This window comes from Marinobacter sp. PE14 (assembly GCF_053566155.1).
Genome location: NZ_JBQXNY010000001.1, coordinates 995532 through 1011085 on the forward strand (window position 1 = coordinate 995532; position 15554 = coordinate 1011085).

At 57.2% G+C, this 15554-nt stretch carries 17 protein-coding genes; 16 read left to right on the forward strand and 1 reads right to left on the reverse strand.

What is annotated here, in order from left to right:
* Positions 1-448: 448 nt before the first annotated feature.
* From rluC to ACWJ62_RS04760, 3 genes are read left to right on the forward strand one after another with little or no spacing between them, the layout of a single operon-like run.
* Complete coding sequence (rluC, locus tag ACWJ62_RS04750) at positions 449-1507, forward strand: 23S rRNA pseudouridine(955/2504/2580) synthase RluC (protein ID WP_449285145.1); 1059 nt, start codon at positions 449-451, stop codon at positions 1505-1507.
* Positions 1504-2151, forward strand: a complete 648-nt coding sequence (locus tag ACWJ62_RS04755; RefSeq protein WP_449285146.1) for an HAD family hydrolase — start codon at positions 1504-1506, stop codon at positions 2149-2151. Before rluC ends, ACWJ62_RS04755 begins: the two co-directional genes overlap by 4 nt.
* 39 nt (positions 2152-2190) lie before the next feature.
* Positions 2191-3234, forward strand: coding sequence for a S49 family peptidase (locus ACWJ62_RS04760; RefSeq protein ID WP_449285147.1), 1044 nt, complete (start codon positions 2191-2193; stop codon positions 3232-3234).
* 4 nt (positions 3235-3238) lie between these two features.
* On the opposite strand, the gene ACWJ62_RS04765 is transcribed toward ACWJ62_RS04760, so the two are convergent.
* On the reverse strand, positions 3239-3847 hold the full coding sequence (locus tag ACWJ62_RS04765; protein WP_449285148.1) for a Maf family protein: 609 nt from the start codon (positions 3845-3847) through the stop codon (positions 3239-3241).
* A 138-nt stretch (positions 3848-3985) separates the two neighbouring features.
* On the opposite strand from ACWJ62_RS04765, the gene ACWJ62_RS04770 reads away from it, so the two are divergent.
* The 13 genes from ACWJ62_RS04770 (at position 3986) to ACWJ62_RS04830 (ending at position 15509) form a co-directional block, all read left to right on the forward strand.
* Positions 3986-4540 carry a YceD family protein gene (locus ACWJ62_RS04770; protein ID WP_449285149.1) on the forward strand — a complete coding sequence of 185 codons (555 nt, stop codon included), beginning with the start codon at positions 3986-3988 and terminating at the stop codon, positions 4538-4540.
* Positions 4541-4640: 100 nt separating this feature from the next.
* Complete coding sequence (gene rpmF, locus ACWJ62_RS04775; protein ID WP_008174968.1) at positions 4641-4820, forward strand: 50S ribosomal protein L32; 180 nt, start codon at positions 4641-4643, stop codon at positions 4818-4820.
* A gap of 43 nt (positions 4821-4863) precedes the next feature.
* Positions 4864-5865, forward strand: coding sequence for a phosphate acyltransferase PlsX (gene plsX / locus ACWJ62_RS04780; RefSeq protein WP_416376641.1), 1002 nt, complete (start codon positions 4864-4866; stop codon positions 5863-5865).
* A gap of 112 nt (positions 5866-5977) precedes the next feature.
* On the forward strand, positions 5978-6916 hold the full coding sequence (gene fabD / locus ACWJ62_RS04785; protein WP_230707333.1) for an ACP S-malonyltransferase: 939 nt from the start codon (positions 5978-5980) through the stop codon (positions 6914-6916).
* 18 nt (positions 6917-6934) lie between these two features.
* A complete protein-coding gene (gene fabG, locus ACWJ62_RS04790; RefSeq protein ID WP_230707334.1) occupies positions 6935-7678 on the forward strand; it encodes a 3-oxoacyl-ACP reductase FabG in 744 nt (247 codons plus the stop codon).
* A gap of 133 nt (positions 7679-7811) precedes the next feature.
* Positions 7812-8045, forward strand: coding sequence for an acyl carrier protein (gene acpP / locus ACWJ62_RS04795; protein WP_008174976.1), 234 nt, complete (start codon positions 7812-7814; stop codon positions 8043-8045).
* Between the two features lie 130 nt (positions 8046-8175).
* Positions 8176-9423 carry a beta-ketoacyl-ACP synthase II gene (fabF, locus tag ACWJ62_RS04800; protein ID WP_449285150.1) on the forward strand — a complete coding sequence of 416 codons (1248 nt, stop codon included), beginning with the start codon at positions 8176-8178 and terminating at the stop codon, positions 9421-9423.
* Between the two features lie 8 nt (positions 9424-9431).
* Positions 9432-10250 carry an aminodeoxychorismate lyase gene (pabC, locus tag ACWJ62_RS04805; protein ID WP_449285151.1) on the forward strand — a complete coding sequence of 273 codons (819 nt, stop codon included), beginning with the start codon at positions 9432-9434 and terminating at the stop codon, positions 10248-10250.
* A 5-nt stretch (positions 10251-10255) separates the two neighbouring features.
* A complete protein-coding gene (gene mltG, locus ACWJ62_RS04810) occupies positions 10256-11320 on the forward strand; it encodes an endolytic transglycosylase MltG (RefSeq protein ID WP_449285152.1) in 1065 nt (354 codons plus the stop codon).
* Positions 11317-11958 carry a dTMP kinase gene (gene tmk, locus ACWJ62_RS04815; protein ID WP_449285153.1) on the forward strand — a complete coding sequence of 214 codons (642 nt, stop codon included), beginning with the start codon at positions 11317-11319 and terminating at the stop codon, positions 11956-11958. Before mltG ends, tmk begins: the two co-directional genes overlap by 4 nt.
* Positions 11959-12058: 100 nt before the next feature.
* Positions 12059-12838 (forward strand): AraC family transcriptional regulator, encoded by a 780-nt coding sequence (locus ACWJ62_RS04820; protein ID WP_449285154.1) that lies wholly within the window; start codon positions 12059-12061, stop codon positions 12836-12838.
* 304 nt (positions 12839-13142) lie between these two features.
* The gene (putP, locus tag ACWJ62_RS04825; protein WP_449285155.1) at positions 13143-14633 is read left to right on the forward strand and encodes a sodium/proline symporter PutP; all 1491 of its coding nucleotides are present in this window, start codon (positions 13143-13145) and stop codon (positions 14631-14633) included.
* A 129-nt stretch (positions 14634-14762) separates the two neighbouring features.
* A complete protein-coding gene (locus ACWJ62_RS04830; RefSeq protein WP_449285156.1) occupies positions 14763-15509 on the forward strand; it encodes a sulfite exporter TauE/SafE family protein in 747 nt (248 codons plus the stop codon).
* The last annotated feature ends 45 nt before the right edge of the window (positions 15510-15554 follow it).

The following is a 15554-nucleotide window of genomic DNA, read 5'->3' on the forward strand; positions in this document are numbered from 1 at the left end:
GGTCTGAGACCAACGCCGACGATCCGGCTGCCTGTGAGCAGGGAGAGGTCGTGTAAGGTTCGTGTCTGTTGACGCATGTTATCCGTTTTCAGGTTCACTCAGGTGCCTGGGTCTCACGTCGTATTCGTATGCTGGACGGCCCGGCCCTGGGTGGCAGTGATTCTTCGCGATGTCGCCCGCGGTTTTCCGCGCGGTTTGTCTCTCCCCCGGGTACAGGATGCAGTCTTTTGAAGATCTGTCCTGATCCTCCGGGAGCATTTCTCTCGCCGTTCCCGGTAGTGATTGGGTGCACGGCGTTCAAACTCTCGAATAGTGTCGGTATACTTCTGCCGCTCCGGCTTCTGACTTGAGTTGGTCAGGCCGTAGACAAACGGCAAATCACGCCGGAATATAACAGTATTCATGCAGCCGTTCAATCCTGCAGTCACTCCAGCAGCCAAGGAAGTTCATGACTCGAAAGTCTGCGAGCAGAAAGTCAGCCCGACCAAAGCCCGAAAGGGCAAAAAAACCCAGCAGGGCCGGCAGTGAGAGTCAGGCTGTTCGTGGAGAAGTCCGTCAGGGCGTCCAGTGGGTGACTGTGGACGAAGACAACGACGGTCAGAGGGTGGATAACTTCCTTCTTGCCCAGCTCCGTGGTGTGCCCAAGAGCATTATTTATCGCGTCATCCGCAAAGGCGAGGTGCGGGTCAATAAAGGTCGGGTCAAGCCGGATTCCCGGGTTAAAACTGGTGATCAGGTGCGTATCCCGCCGATCACCCGAAAGGAAAAGCCTGATCAGGTGGCGCCCGGGTCCCGGGTGCAGGGCGTGATGGAATCAGCGGTTGTTTTCGAGAACGAGCAGATGCTGGTGGTCAACAAGCCGTCCGGTATCGCCGTTCACGGCGGCAGCGGGCTGAGTTTCGGGTTGATCGAGGTGCTTCGTTCCGCTCGCCCCTCGGCAAAGTTTCTGGAGCTCGTTCACCGTCTGGATCGGGATACGTCCGGGTTGGTCATGGTGGCCAAGAAGCGGTCGGCGCTGCGTTATCTTCAGGATGAGCTGCGGCAGAAACGAATCCGCAAGTATTATCATGCCTTGGTTGCCGGCGACTGGCCGGCAAGCGTTGACCGCGTGGATGTGCCTCTGCTGCGTTACGAGATGCCCAATGGCGAGCGTCGGGTGAAGGTTGATACCGCCGGCAAGGCGTCCCTGACGACGTTCCGCTGCCTCGAGCATTATGCGGGCTACAGCCTTGTCGAGGCGTCGCCAATTACCGGTCGTACACACCAGATCCGCGTGCACAGCGCCTGGGCCGGTCATCCGATTGCGGGTGACGACAAGTATATGGATGATGTCAGCCTCAAGGCGTTCCGGTCCATTGGCGGGCAAAGGCTGATGCTGCACGCACGGGCCCTGGAATTTACCTTGCCGGTCTCGGGTGAAGCGATGCGCCTCGAAGCGCCTTACGACGATGCATTCAATGACGTGCTCAGGAAGCTTTCCGGGCGTCTTAAAGGAAACGATCAATGAACGTCAGAGTAGTAATTTTTGACTGGGACGGCACCCTGGTGGACTCGGTTGAGCATATTGCTGACAGCCTGCATCAGGCAGCAACCGAGCTGGGCTTTCCGGCCCTGGAGCGTGAGGCTTACCGGGATATCATTGGGCTTGGCATGGTCGAGGCGTTGGAGAAGCTTTATCCGGGCATTAGTCGGGAAGAAATGAACAGAATCCGCGACGGTTACGGACGCTATTTCTTCAGCAAGGTGACAACACCCCAAAACGTGTTCGAGGGTATGGCCGATGTGGTCGCGGATCTGCGAGGATCCGGTCGCATTTGTTCCGTTGCAACCGGCAAGAGTCGGCGCGGGCTGGATTTTGCCCTGGTTTCCAGCGGTCTTGGTGACCACTTCGAGATCACCCGTTGTGCCGATGAGACGCGGTCCAAGCCCGATCCGGCCATGCTCGAGGAGATTCTTCGTTTCTATCGTATTGAGCCCGACGAAGCAGTGATGATTGGCGATACCCGATACGATCTTGAAATGGCCCGGCGTATTGGTATGCCCTCCATCGGCGTTGAGTGGGGTGTGCACAAGCGGGATGTGCTGGGTGACTATTCGCCCCATGCCATTGTTGAATCCGTGCCAGACCTCCGGCGGGTGCTGGGGCTGTAAACAGACCGAATTCATTGACGTTGCTGACAGGATGCGCACATGAGTGACTGGGAATCTGACAAGTCTGCCGATTGGGGTGACAAACCGGTGGAGCCTGAAAAAGAAAGCAAGCCGTTTTTCGGGCGCAAGTCACCGAAGCTTCCGCCCGAGTCAGGACGTGACTGGAAGCTCATCGAAAAACTCGTCATGTCGCTGCAGTCTGAGCAGCGCAAGAGCCGGCGCTGGGGCATCTTTTTCAAGTTCCTGACGTTTGGTTACCTGATCGCATTGCTGTTTTTGATCAAGTTTCCCCTGGGTGAATCACTGGAGGGTGTAACCGGAAAACACACGGCGCTGGTAGAGATAAACGGTCCGATCGCTGCCGACGAACTGGCCAGTGCCGACAATATTGTAGGTTCTCTGCGAACAGCCTTCGAAGAGCCAAACTCGGTAGCCGTGATTTTGCGCATCAACAGCCCGGGTGGCAGCCCGGTTCAGTCAGGGTACGTCTACGATGAGATCAAGCGCCTGCGGGAAGAATATCCCGAGAAAAAGGTCTACGCCGTGATCTCGGACATCGGCGCTTCCGGTGCCTATTACATTGCTGCGGCAGCGGATGAAATCTACGCCAACCGGGCCAGCCTTGTCGGCTCGATTGGGGTGGTGGCTGGCGGTTTCGGGTTTACCGAGGTTATGGAGAAGATCGGCGTGGATCGCCGTCTCTATACGGCCGGTGAGAACAAGGCGTTCCTTGATCCGTTTTCGCCGGAGCAGGAAGAGGAAGTCACGTTCTGGCAGAGTGTCCTTGAAAACACCCACCAGCAGTTTATCGAAGCGGTCAAGCAAGGGCGTGGTGATCGCCTGGCCGATGATGAGCGCCTGTTCAGTGGGCTGGTCTGGAGTGGCGAGCAGGCCGTTGAACTTGGCCTGGCTGATGGGCTCGGCAGCGCATCACACGTTGCCCGGCAGATCATAGGTCAGGAGGAACTGGTGGACTACAGCCGTCGCAAATCGCCGTTCCAGGATATTGTTGATCAGCTTGGTGTCGCCTTTGGCGAGGGTTTCGCCAGTCAACTGGTCGAGTCCCGGCTCGAGCTTCGGTAATGCCTTATGAGGCAGGCCGGTTTTCCAGCAGGGGATTCCGGCCCCATTGCCTCAGCAGATCGTTCAGGGCAATAAGAGGGAGGCCTACCAGACTGTTCGGGTCCCGGCCCTCAAGGGCCTCGAACAGAGTAATACCGAGGCCTTCCATCTTGAAGCTGCCGGCGCAGTCGTAAGGTTTCTCCCGCAGTAGGTAGGCTTCTATCTCCTCATCAGCCAGTTCCCGGAACCTGACGTTAAACGGCTCGCAAAGGCTGTCGATTTTGCCGGAATCGGAGTCGAGCAGCGCCAGGCCTGTAAGAAACAGTACCCTGTGACCACTGCTCTGGCGTAACTGTCCTGTCGCCCTTTCGTGGTTGCCGGGCTTGCTCAGTACCGAGCCGTCGGGCAGGCAGGCGACCTGGTCCGAGCCGATGATCCAGTGGTCGGGGAACCGGTCCGCCAATTCGCGGGCCTTGCTCTCGGCCAGACGTGTCGCCAGGGCTTCTCCGGTCTCGCCTGGATGGGGTGATTCGTCGATATTCGGGCTGGCGCAGGTGAACGGCAAGCCAAGCCGTTCCAGGAGCGCTCTCCGGTACGGTGATGAAGATGCCAGTAAAAGCGGTTTTGGGGGCATTGGTCGAGTCCTTTAAGTGCCTGGCCGGTGCATCTGTTGTGCGTTTATCGTAAATTACACCTATCTGCACTGGAACCCCCGTTAAAAAGCAACGAAGTCTTTGACAGCGGCGGGCTGCGCCCCTAAAATTGCGCGCCTATGTCAAACGCGTCCAACGCCGAGTTGCCCAAATCTGTTGATCCTTACCGGTTAGCGGAACAGAACAGCACACTGGAGGGAGTGATTCCCATCAGCGGGCTTGGCCGTTTTCGAGAAGCCGTCCTCGGGTTTTCGGAAGGCGCTGCGTGCCGGGTCAAACTGTCTTTTTTCATGGATGGTGAGCGTCGTCGCGTTGTTTCGGGCGAGCTGGCGGTTCCGGTTGATCTGGAGTGTCAGCGGTGCATGGGCGCCATGAGCGTGACTCTGGTCTCCGAGTTCAAGCTGGGTCTTGTTACCAGTGACGAGCAGGCGCAACAGCTGCCGAAAGAGCTTGAGCCGTTTTTGACCGATGATTTTACGGCGGACCTCTGGTCAATGGTGGAAGACGAGCTGTTGCTGGTGTTGCCACCTTTTCCGCTTCACGAACGGGACCAGTGTCCTGCCCGGGAAGATCTGGAAGCCTACGAGCCTGACAGCTCCGGGGCAGAGCCGGTGAGAAAGTCGGGTGAGAATCCGTTCAGTGTCCTGGCGGATCTCAAGAAGACAAAGCATTAACCGGGCGTGGGTTGTCCTTCGGGAGACCGGCGCACATTTAACGAACAGACGTTACTTATTGAGCAATACAAGTTTACGTTAACAGGTCAGGAGCATAATCATGGCTGTACAGCAAAACCGAAAGACCCGTTCCAAGCGTGGCATGCGCCGTTCGCACGACGCCCTGAGCGCCGCTGCTCTGAGCACCGACGCGACTACCGGTGAAGTTCATCGTCGTCACCACGTGTCTCCGGACGGCTTCTACCGCGGCAAGCAGGTAATCGAAGCACGCGACGAGTAATCTCGTTGCCGCTATGCACCGCCCCGAATCAGATGGCAGAACGGTGAAGCCGGTCACCATCGCGATTGATGCAATGAGTGGCGACCGCGGCGCTGCCGTCGTGGTTGCCGCATCGCTGCGGGCAGTGCGCGAAAACGAAGCCTTGAGCATCGTTCTGGTGGGAATCCGGAGCGAGCTTGAGGCTTTGTTGCGTGAAGGGCACGCCAGAATTCGCATTGTCGAGGCGGCGGACGTGGTTCGGATGAACGAGCGCCCCTCCCACGCCCTTCGCCACAAGAAGAACTCCTCTATGGCCATCGCTCTCAGCCTTGTTCGCGATGGCGAAGCCCAAGGCTGTGTCAGTGCCGGTAACACCGGTGCATTGATGGCGTTCGGCCGTACGATTATCCGCATGTATCCGGGTATCGAGCGCCCGGCCATTGCCAAACTGATTCCCTCGCTTCGGGGGCGTTGTCACGTCCTTGATCTCGGCGCCAATGTCGACTCAACCGCCGAGAACCTCTATCAGTACGCCCTGATGGGATCCCTGATGGCCTCTGCGATCTGCAGCCAGGCTGAACCGAGGGTCGCTCTTCTGAACGTCGGTGAGGAAGAGATCAAGGGCAATGAGCAGGTCCGGCTGGCGTCTCATATGCTGGCCCAGTGCGATACCATCAACTATATCGGTTATGTGGAAGGCAGTGATCTGTTCCGGGACGTGGCCGATGTGGTGGTCTGTGATGGCTTTGTCGGCAACATTGCCCTGAAAACCGGCGAGGGCGTTGCCGGACTGCTGATTGAGCTGATGGAGCAGGCTTTTACCCGAAACCTCTACGGCAGGCTGGTTGGCCTGCTTGCCCGGCCGATTATCGGTCGGCTTCTGCAATTGATGGATCCTTCCCGGCACAACGGTGCCAGTCTGCTCGGCCTCCAGGGCGTGGTGATCAAAAGCCATGGCAACGCCAACGAACGCGCTATGCTGTCGGCCATTCGCCAGGCTGTCAGGGAAGTGGAGCTGGAAGTGCCTCGCCGTATCAATGAGCGTCTCGACGATCTCATGCTTTGAGTGCCTGAGACTAAAGTCTGTCCCGGTTTGGTCACGCGTTCGCGGATAATTGGCCTAACTTGTACTATTGGCTAATCTCACGTAACCACCCAATGACGATAAGATCCCGCTTATGAAATCAGCCTTTATTTTTCCAGGACAAGGGTCGCAATCAGTGGGCATGCTTTCGGCTGCCGCTGAAGCCTGGCCCATTATCAACAGAACCTTTGCTGAAGCCTCCAATGTGCTTGGCTACGACCTCTGGGCGCTCTGCCAGAAGGGCCCGGCCGAGGAGCTCAATAAAACCATGGTTACCCAGCCTGCGCTGCTTACGGCCAGTGTAGCCCTGTGGCGGCAGTGGTTTGTGGCGGGTGGCAGTGCGCCGGATTTCCTTGCCGGTCACAGTCTGGGCGAGTATAGCGCCCTAGTTGCTGCCGAGAGCCTCGACTTTGTTGAAGCCGTGAAACTGGTTCGTCTGCGCGGTGAGCTTATGCAGGATGCCGTGCCGGCAGGGGAAGGAAAAATGGCCGCTATCCTGGGTCTTGAGGACGATGACGTTGTTGCGGCCTGCGAAAGCGCTGCGCAAGGTGATGTGGTTTCTGCGGTTAACTTCAATGCGCCCGGCCAGGTCGTCATTGCTGGCTCGGCAGCCGCGGTTGAGCGCGCCATTGACGCCTGCAAGGAAAAAGGCGCCCGCAAGGCCATGCCACTGCCGGTCAGCGTGCCTTCCCACTGCGCTTTGATGAAGGGCGCTGCCGAGGAATTGGCAAAAGCGTTGGAAGATGTGCGTTTTAATGATGCTGTCATCCCGGTTATACAAAATGTTAACGCTGCCGCCGAGACCGAATCCGCTACACTGAAGGCCAATCTGCTCAAGCAGCTTTATTCACCGGTCCTCTGGACGGATTCTGTGCGTACTCTCGTTGCCAATGATGTCGAAGTCGCCGTTGAGTGCGGTACTGGCAAGGTCCTGGCAGGGCTTGCCAAACGTATCGACCGGGCTTTGGCCGTTCACAGTATCGAAGACCAGGATTCGCTGGCGAAGGCGCTGGACGCCTTCGGCCAGTCCTGAAACGAAAGGGAGTTATTCATGTCTCTGGAAGGTAAAACCGCACTGGTAACCGGTGCAACCCGCGGTATTGGCCAGGCGATTGCCCGTGCGCTGGCTGCGCAGGGTGCTGAAGTCGTCGGTACGGCGACCAGTGAGGCCGGTGCCGAGTCCATCACCAATGATCTCCAATCGGCCGGTTACAAAGGCTATGGCATGGTCATGAACGTTGCAGATCCCGCCAGCATTGACGCGGGTCTGAAGGCGCTGACGGAAAAATCCGGCGCACCGCTGATTCTGGTCAACAATGCCGGCATTACCCGTGATAACCTGCTGATGCGTTTGAAGGACGAGGACTGGGCGTCAGTCCTGGAGACCAATCTGTCCAGCGTTTACCGCACCAGCAAGGCAGTGCTTCGCGGTATGGCAAAGGCGAAATGGGGTCGGATCATCAATATCAGTTCCGTGGTTGCCGGTATGGGCAATCCGGGGCAGGGCAACTATTGCGCTGCCAAGGCAGGGGTTGAAGGGTTTACCCGGAGCCTGGCCAAAGAAATGTCGAACCGGGGAATCACCGCAAATTGTGTGGCTCCCGGATTTATTGACACGGATATGACAAAAAAACTGGACGACAAGCAGCGCGAGACTATGCTGGAAATCATACCCGCGGGTCGTCTGGGTGAGCCGGAAGAAGTGGCAGCCGTGGTTGCCTTCCTGGCATCAGATGCAGCCGGTTACGTGACGGGTGAAACCATCAACGTGAACGGCGGAATGTACATGGGATAAGCCCCAGTCGGGGTCTGTGCGCAACTCCTTGTCGCACAACATGTTTATCAGAATCCCTGCTTGTTTGCAGGTAGGGTTTAAACTAAACTGGCAGCACTTGAGTTGCTTGGTTGACACACAAAGTGAGGACATTATGAGTACAGTTGAAGAGCGCGTGAAGAAGATCGTTTGTGAACAGTTGGGCGTTAAAGAGTCCGAAGTTCAGAACTCATCTTCTTTTGTAGAGGATCTTGGCGCTGACTCACTGGACACCGTTGAGCTGGTTATGGCACTTGAAGAGGAGTTTGAAACCGAGATTCCTGACGAGGAAGCCGAGAAGCTGACAAGTGTTCAGGACGCGATCGACTACATCGTCGCGCACACCTGATACTCTGCATTTAAGAAAGCCAGGCAAAAAGCCGTCCTTGTGAAATAGCGAGGGACGGCTTTTTTATTGGCCGAAAATCAGGTTCAATCGGCGTTCAGATTCATTCGGACAAGATCAGGTGCAACAGGTTATGACTAAACGGCGAGTTGTCATCACAGGTATGGGCATGCTGTCTCCAGTCGGCAATAGCGTGGAGTCGTCCTGGGAAGCGATTCAGGCCGGGCGCAGCGGGATCGGTATGATCGACCGCTTTGACGCGTCTGCCTACAACACCAGAATTGGTGGGGCCATCCGGGATCTGGACATGGAATCCTACCTGTCCCCGAAGGATGCCAGAAAGCTTGACGCCTTTATCCATTATGGCTTGATTGCTGCGCAGCAGGCCGTTGACAGCAGTGGCCTGGAGTCATTTGAGAAGCTTGATCGGGAGCGAGTGGGTATTGCTATCGGTTCCGGGATTGGCGGCCTTGAGTACATAGAGAAAAGCGTCCTGACCATGGACAAGTCGGGGCCCCGAAAGGTCTCTCCGTTTTTCGTGCCTGCCTCTGTCATCAACATGATCTCCGGCAATGCCGCGATCCGTTTCGGATACCGTGGCCCGAACATTGCGATCGTGACAGCCTGCACTACCGGCACCCACAACATTGGTTACGCGGCACGCACGATTGCCTATGGCGACGCCGATGTCATGCTGGCCGGTGGTTCGGAAATGGCGACGACGCGTACCGGTATGGCTGCGTTTTCGGCTGCGCGGGCTCTGTCTACCCGCAACGACGAACCGGAAAAGGCCAGCCGCCCCTGGGATAAAGACCGGGACGGCTTTGTGCTCAGCGATGGTGCCGGAGTCGTGGTTCTTGAAGAGCTCGAACACGCGAAGGAGCGGGGCGCCACCATATACGGCGAAGTTGTTGGTTTTGGTATGAGTGATGATGCCCACCACATTACAGCGCCGCCCGAAGATGGTGAGGGGGCAGCCCGATCCATGGCCAACGCAGTACGTGACGCTGGCCTTGATCTGGAAGAAATTGACTACATCAACGCCCATGGCACCTCCACACAGGTGGGTGACGTGGCCGAAGTGGCCGCTGTTCGTCGGGTATTTGGCGCGCATGCCGAAAAGCTGGCCATGAGCAGCACCAAGTCCATGACAGGTCACCTGCTTGGAGCTGCCGGCGCCGTCGAAGCGATCTTCTCTGTTCTGGCGATTCGGGATGGCGTCCTGCCGCCCACCATCAACCTGGACAATCCGGATGAAGGATGCGATCTGGATCTCGTCGCCCACACGAGCCGTCAGGCGGATGTGCGGGTAGCCCTATCCAACTCCTTCGGGTTCGGTGGTACCAACGGCACCCTGATTTTCCGTCGCTACGAAGGCTGACCCTCGCCGTGTTTCGTCTTTTCTGGGCTGACGACGGTGGCTTGCCCGCCAATGACCGGGGTCTGGCCTATGGAGACGGGCTGTTCGAAACCATTCGGATGTCCGGTCAGAAGGGGGTTCTGCTATCCCGCCACCTGGAACGAATGGCGCGCGATGCCGGCCGATTGGGTATCGAGGTGTCGCGCAAAGAGCTTGCCAGCGTTTGCGTCGAGGCGGGGCAACGTTTTGCGGACCGCTTCAAGGGCGACGGCTGGGTTCTGAAGCTGACCCTGACCCGCGGCAGTGGCGGTCGGGGGTATCGCCCTGATCCGGGGATGGAGCCCAATTTGCTGGTTTCGGCATCGGCTTTGCCGCCGACACCGGACCCGGATGGTGTCGCCGTTGATTTCTCCAAGGTAACTCTGGCGGTTAATCCGTTATTGGCCGGGGTCAAGTCGCTGAACCGGATGGAGCAGGTCCTGGCGGCCGCAGAGCTCAAGCCATCGCTGTTCGAGGTCATCATGGCTGATCGTGAGGGAAACCTGGTCGAAGGCACTCGTACCAATATCCTGCTGCGGCAGGCTGATGGATGGGTGACGCCGCCGGCGTCGAGTCTGGCGGTTGCAGGTGTTCTCAGGCAGTGGCTGCTGGAGCGTCTGAGGCAGAGAGGCGAACCGGTAACAGAGCGTCCCGTCACTGTGCCCGATGTACTGGGTCCCGATTGTCAGGGAATGTTTCTCCTGAACAGCGTTCTGGGAATTGTTCCGGTTCTCACTATTGCCGGCCATCATTTGCCTGCGGATAGCGGACTTGCGACAATCTTTAATCCTCTCGAAACACTGGAATAAATCGTTTGCTCAAGAAGTTATTGCTTGCGTGCGTTTGTGTCGCCGTCCTCGCCTCTGCGGGAACCGGGCTGTGGGTATGGCAGGGGCTGCAAGGCTTGAAAAAGCCGGTGGTGCTTGAAGAACCGCTGCTATTTGATGTTCCCCAGGGCAGTTCATTTATTGAAGTCGTTGGTCGACTCGAAGCTGAGGGGTTGGTTTCAGACCGGCTCTGGCTGAGGTTATACGGTCGGCTGGAGCCCGAGCAGACGCGGATCAAGGCCGGTCAGTACGAGCTTCTTGATGGCATGAGCCCCAGGGACATGATCGGTGTCATGGTGTCGGGAGACACCAAGCACTGGTACGTCCAGTTTATAGAAGGTTGGACCTTCAAGGATATGCGAGCCGCTCTGGCGCAGGCCGAGCGACTTCAGAAGGTCACCGGCGAGTGGACCAGCGAGCAGGTCATGGCGGCTGTTGGAGCCGAGGGTGAGCATCCCGAAGGTCGATTCTTCCCCGATACCTACGCCTTTACCAGTAGCGAGACCGATCTGGATTTGTTGAAGCGGGCCTTCAACCGGATGGAGACAGTACTGGCCGAGGAATGGGCGGCTCGGGAAGAGGGGCTGCCCTATGACAATCCCTACGAAGCCCTGATCATGGCATCTATCGTAGAACGCGAAACCGGTGCGCCCCATGAGCGGGAGCAGGTGGCAGGGGTGTTCGTCCGCCGTTTGCAGAAGGGAATGCGACTGCAGACCGACCCCACGGTTATCTACGGTATGGGTGACAGCTATCAGGGCCGGATTGGGCGTAAGGACCTGCGCACGCACACGCCCTACAACACATACCGAATCAATGGCTTACCTCCGACTCCCATCGCCCTGCCTGGCCGCGAAGCTATTCATGCGGCCCTGCACCCGGATGACGGTGACGCCCTGTACTTCGTTGCCCGGGGGGATGGCACCCACAAATTCTCGCGCACGCTCGCAGAGCATCAGAAAGCCGTACGTGAGTTTCAGTTAAACAGGCGTGAAGACTACCGCTCTTCACCGGCGCCAAAAAACAGTGATTCTGATGAGGATGCCGGATGACAGTGCGAGGGCAGTTCATAACCTTCGAAGGCACGGAAGGGGTTGGTAAATCGACCCAGCTGACGAATGCAGCCGACACGCTCGCTGGACTGGGCGTCGATTATATCGTCACCCGTGAGCCGGGCGGCACGCCCATGGCTGAGGCTGTTCGCGAGCTTTTGCTGGCGCCCCGGGATGAACCGGTCAACGAAATCACCGAGTTGCTGCTGATGTTTGCCGCCAGGGCCCAGCATCTGCATACCCGAATCCTGCCTGCGCTTGAACAGGGCCAGTGGGTCTTATGCGACCGTTTCACCGATGCGACCTTTGCCTATCAGGGCGGGGGGCGCGGTGTTCCGGAGGAGCGAATTGCCCTGCTTGAAACACTGGTTCAGGGTGATATCCGTCCAGACCATGTGATTGTCCTGGACGCCCCCGTGGACACCGGGATGGTCAGAGCCCGAAAGAGGGGCGACCTCGATCGTTTTGAACAGGAGGATATGGAATTCTTTCAGCGAATCAGGGAGACCTATCTCGCTCGCGCCATGGCCCAGCCCTCCAGGTATCACGTGATTGACGCTGCCCGCCCGCTGGCCGAGGTTTCCGGGCAGGTTTCGGGATTGTTGAGTCACTGGTTAAGCCGTTCAGAGGCTGACTGAAAACTGTGGGTTTTCCGTTGAGTTTCAGTTCCATTCGTGCACTTTCTGTAATGTTCTGCTTTAATTGAGGAACATTCTCAGTTAAACGCTGGCAGTTTTAATGGTTAACGCGAAACTTCTGAAGCTTCCCATGGCCGCGCACCAGCACCGGCATGAACACCACCAGATTGTCATTGGGGTGCGTGGCGAAGCCGAGTTAAGCGTCGATGGGGCTGGGGCTCAACTGGACACCTGGAGAGCTTATCTGGTGCCCACGGAAGCTTGCCACGATTATCGCGGTAACGACAAGAACCATGTTCTTGTGATCAATCTTGATCCGCTTAGTCCGGCCGTCAACTCGCCAGCACACGCCGATTACGAGCGCATGATGCGGGTTTTTGAAAAGCCGCGGACCCTGCAAATGGACAGTCGTTTGCACGGGCTGGTCCAGTTTGCGGCCGGCGAGTTTGACCGCGCCCCAGATCATATTACGCTTCAACAGCACCTTGCTTCGAGCATTTTGTACTGCATGGCCGATCGTATCACCGAGAGCCGCTCGTTCCCCTCAAACCGGAATGCCATCAGCCCTGAAGCAGTCCGTCGTTATATTCTCAAAAATCTCCACAAAAAGATCACCGTTGAAGATATGGCAGGAGAGGCTTGCCTGAGTGTCAGCCGTTTCCATGAGGTATTCAGAGAGGTGGCTGGTATTACGCCCCACCAGTTCCTGTTACAGACACGTCTCGATCAGGCCGCCACCCTCCTCACTGCAACGACCCTTACGGTCTCTGAAATCAGTTACCGAACCGGTTTCTCGTCTCAAAGCGCATTGACAAATGCACTTCGGAAATACAAAGGGACTACGCCCTCACGATTGCAGGTTGGCGACCGAGTGGCCTGATTTGGCCTGCCGGCTCCACAGTCCCGTAGGATTGTGCAAAAGAATCGTAGGATTTCGTAAGCCCGGAATCCGTACTAATACTAAGTTATAGCGACTGAAGCCCGGTCTCACGCCATGCGTGCGGGGTGCGAGTCGCAAACCTTCTTTGCGTGCTCAGGTTCAGGAAGTTGTTACATGGAAAATTCCTGCTTCAATCGAGATGGACCTCGGAAAGAAAAGAAGAACAGTACAGCGAGTTGGCGTCAGGTCAGCCATGTGCTTTGCGAGCGGACCTAGTCCGACTCATTAAACCGGAGGAGCCCCTATGGCTATTGGTGTTTGGATAAGTCTCTTTTTATATTTCGCGCTCATGATTGCCATTGGCGTTTTCGCAATGCGCAGAGCGACGTCTTCATCTGAGGACTATATGTTGGGCGGTCGCGCCCTGAGTCCAAAGGTGGCAGCACTTTCGGCTGGCGCTTCTGACATGAGTGGCTGGTTGCTCCTGGGTCTGCCCGGGGCGCTGTTTGCGTCGGGTTTGGGGTCGGCCTGGATCGGTATTGGTCTGCTCGTGGGGGCATTCTTCAACTGGACGCTGGTCGCGCCGCGTCTTCGCGAACAGACGGTTCACTACGGTAACGCGATTACCATTCCATCGTTCCTGGCGAACCGCTTTCCGACACAGGCCATGTCCCTGCGTACGGTTTCGGCCATCGTCATCGTTATCTTCTTCGCGGTTTATACGGCATCCGGCCTCGTTGCCGGTGGCAAGCTGTTCGAAAGCGCGTTTTCCGGAATTTTCAACTTTGGTGGTTTGAGCGATTATGCCGTAGGTATTGTGATCACTCTCGGTGTGGTTCTGGCATACACCGTGGTGGGCGGCTTCCTGGCCGTGAGTCTGACCGATTTTGTTCAGGGCTGTATCATGATGCTGGCGCTGGTTATCATGCCGGCGGTTGTACTCTTCGGTGAAGGCGGCGGGGGCTTTGCCCAGGCGTCGCAAACCCTGAATGAAGTGGATCCCACACTGCTGTCCTGGACGGAAGGGCTAACCTTCATCGGTTGGCTCTCTGCGGTTACCTGGGGCCTGGGTTACTTTGGTCAGCCGCACATCATTGTGCGTTTCATGGCCATCCGCACCCTGAAAGATGTACCGGTGGCCCGGAACATCGGTATGAGCTGGATGCTGATTTCTCTGATCGGCGCGATTTCACTGGGTGTGTTCGGCCGCGCGTACGCCATCCGCAATGGCATGGACGTACAGGATCCGGAAACCATCTTTATTATCCTGTCAGACATGCTGTTCCATCCGCTGATTACAGGCTTCCTGTATGCGGCCCTGCTGGCGGCGGTGATGAGTACCATCTCCAGTCAGTTGCTGGTGTCGTCTTCTTCGCTGACAGAGGACTTCTATCGCCTGTTCCTGCGTAAGGAAGCAAGCGACAAGGAATGCGTGAATATTGGCCGTGTGTGCGTTGTCCTCGTCGGCCTGGTCGCTGCCGTCATCGCCTCCGATCCGAATTCTCAGGTCCTGGCGCTGGTCGCAAATGCCTGGGCAGGGTTTGGTGCCGCATTTGGTCCGCTGATTATCCTCTCGCTGATGTGGTCGCGTACCAATGGCGCCGGAGCCATCGCGGGTATGGTGATTGGTGCCGCCACCGTTATGATCTGGATTTCACTGGGCTGGAACGGCGAGTTCATGGGTGGCCCCGGAGTCTATGAGATCATTCCAGGCTTCATCGCTTCCATGATCGCGATACTGGTGGTGAGCAGTGTCACTGCCGATGCTGGTGAGTATCAGCATATCGAGCGGTAAAGACGAACGATTGAAACCCGTCAAATGTAGTGAAAAGGACTCCTCCGGGAGTCCTTTTTTTGGTCATAATGATTCCGGATCGGGGGTCTCCTCCTTTCGAATCCTCCAATCTCCGATGGAGCGCGATGAGTGACTGTTCCGGAAATCCTGGCTTTACTGTCGATCGGCGGCATTGCCGGGTTTATTAATGTTCTCTCAGCTGGCGGATCCATGCTGACTCTGCCCCTGTTGATGTTTCTGGGTCTGCCGCCACAGGTCGCCAACGGCACAAACCGGGTGGCGATAACCCTGCAGAGTATCACTGCCGTCGGCAGCTTCTACCGGATGGGTCATGGCAATCTGATAGTCAGCCTGCACCTGGCGTTACCGGCGGTTCTGGGCTCTCTGGTGGGTGCTTGGGTCGCTACCTGGGTATCTGACACGGTGTTCGAATGGGTGCTGGTGTCGGCCATGATCGGAGCCTCGGTCTTCATGCTGTTGCCACAGCCCGTACTCAATACCCGTCCATTAACGCCCGAGCGTCTCGGTCCGGCTGTCTATCTGGCGATGTTTGTCGTTGGAATGTATGGCGGATTCATCCAGGTCGGTGTCGGGGTACTTTTTCTTGTGGTGTTGTACCACATGCTCAAGATCGACTTGCGCCAGGTGAACGTGCTCAAGGTCTCGATTGTATTGCCGTTTACATTTGCAGCACTGGTGGTGTTCGCCCTTAACGATCAGGTTCGCTGGGGTGTGGGTCTGACCCTGGCACTGGGCAACATTACCGGCGCTTTCATTGCTACCCGTGTCAACATGAGCAAGCGCGGAGCACGCTGGATCAAGGGGATTACCCTGGTCATGGTGGCGGCGATTCTGGTGAGGCTGATTATTTACTAATTGTCGGGAAGGATTGCACGGGCCCATCCCGGGTAGGCAATGGCG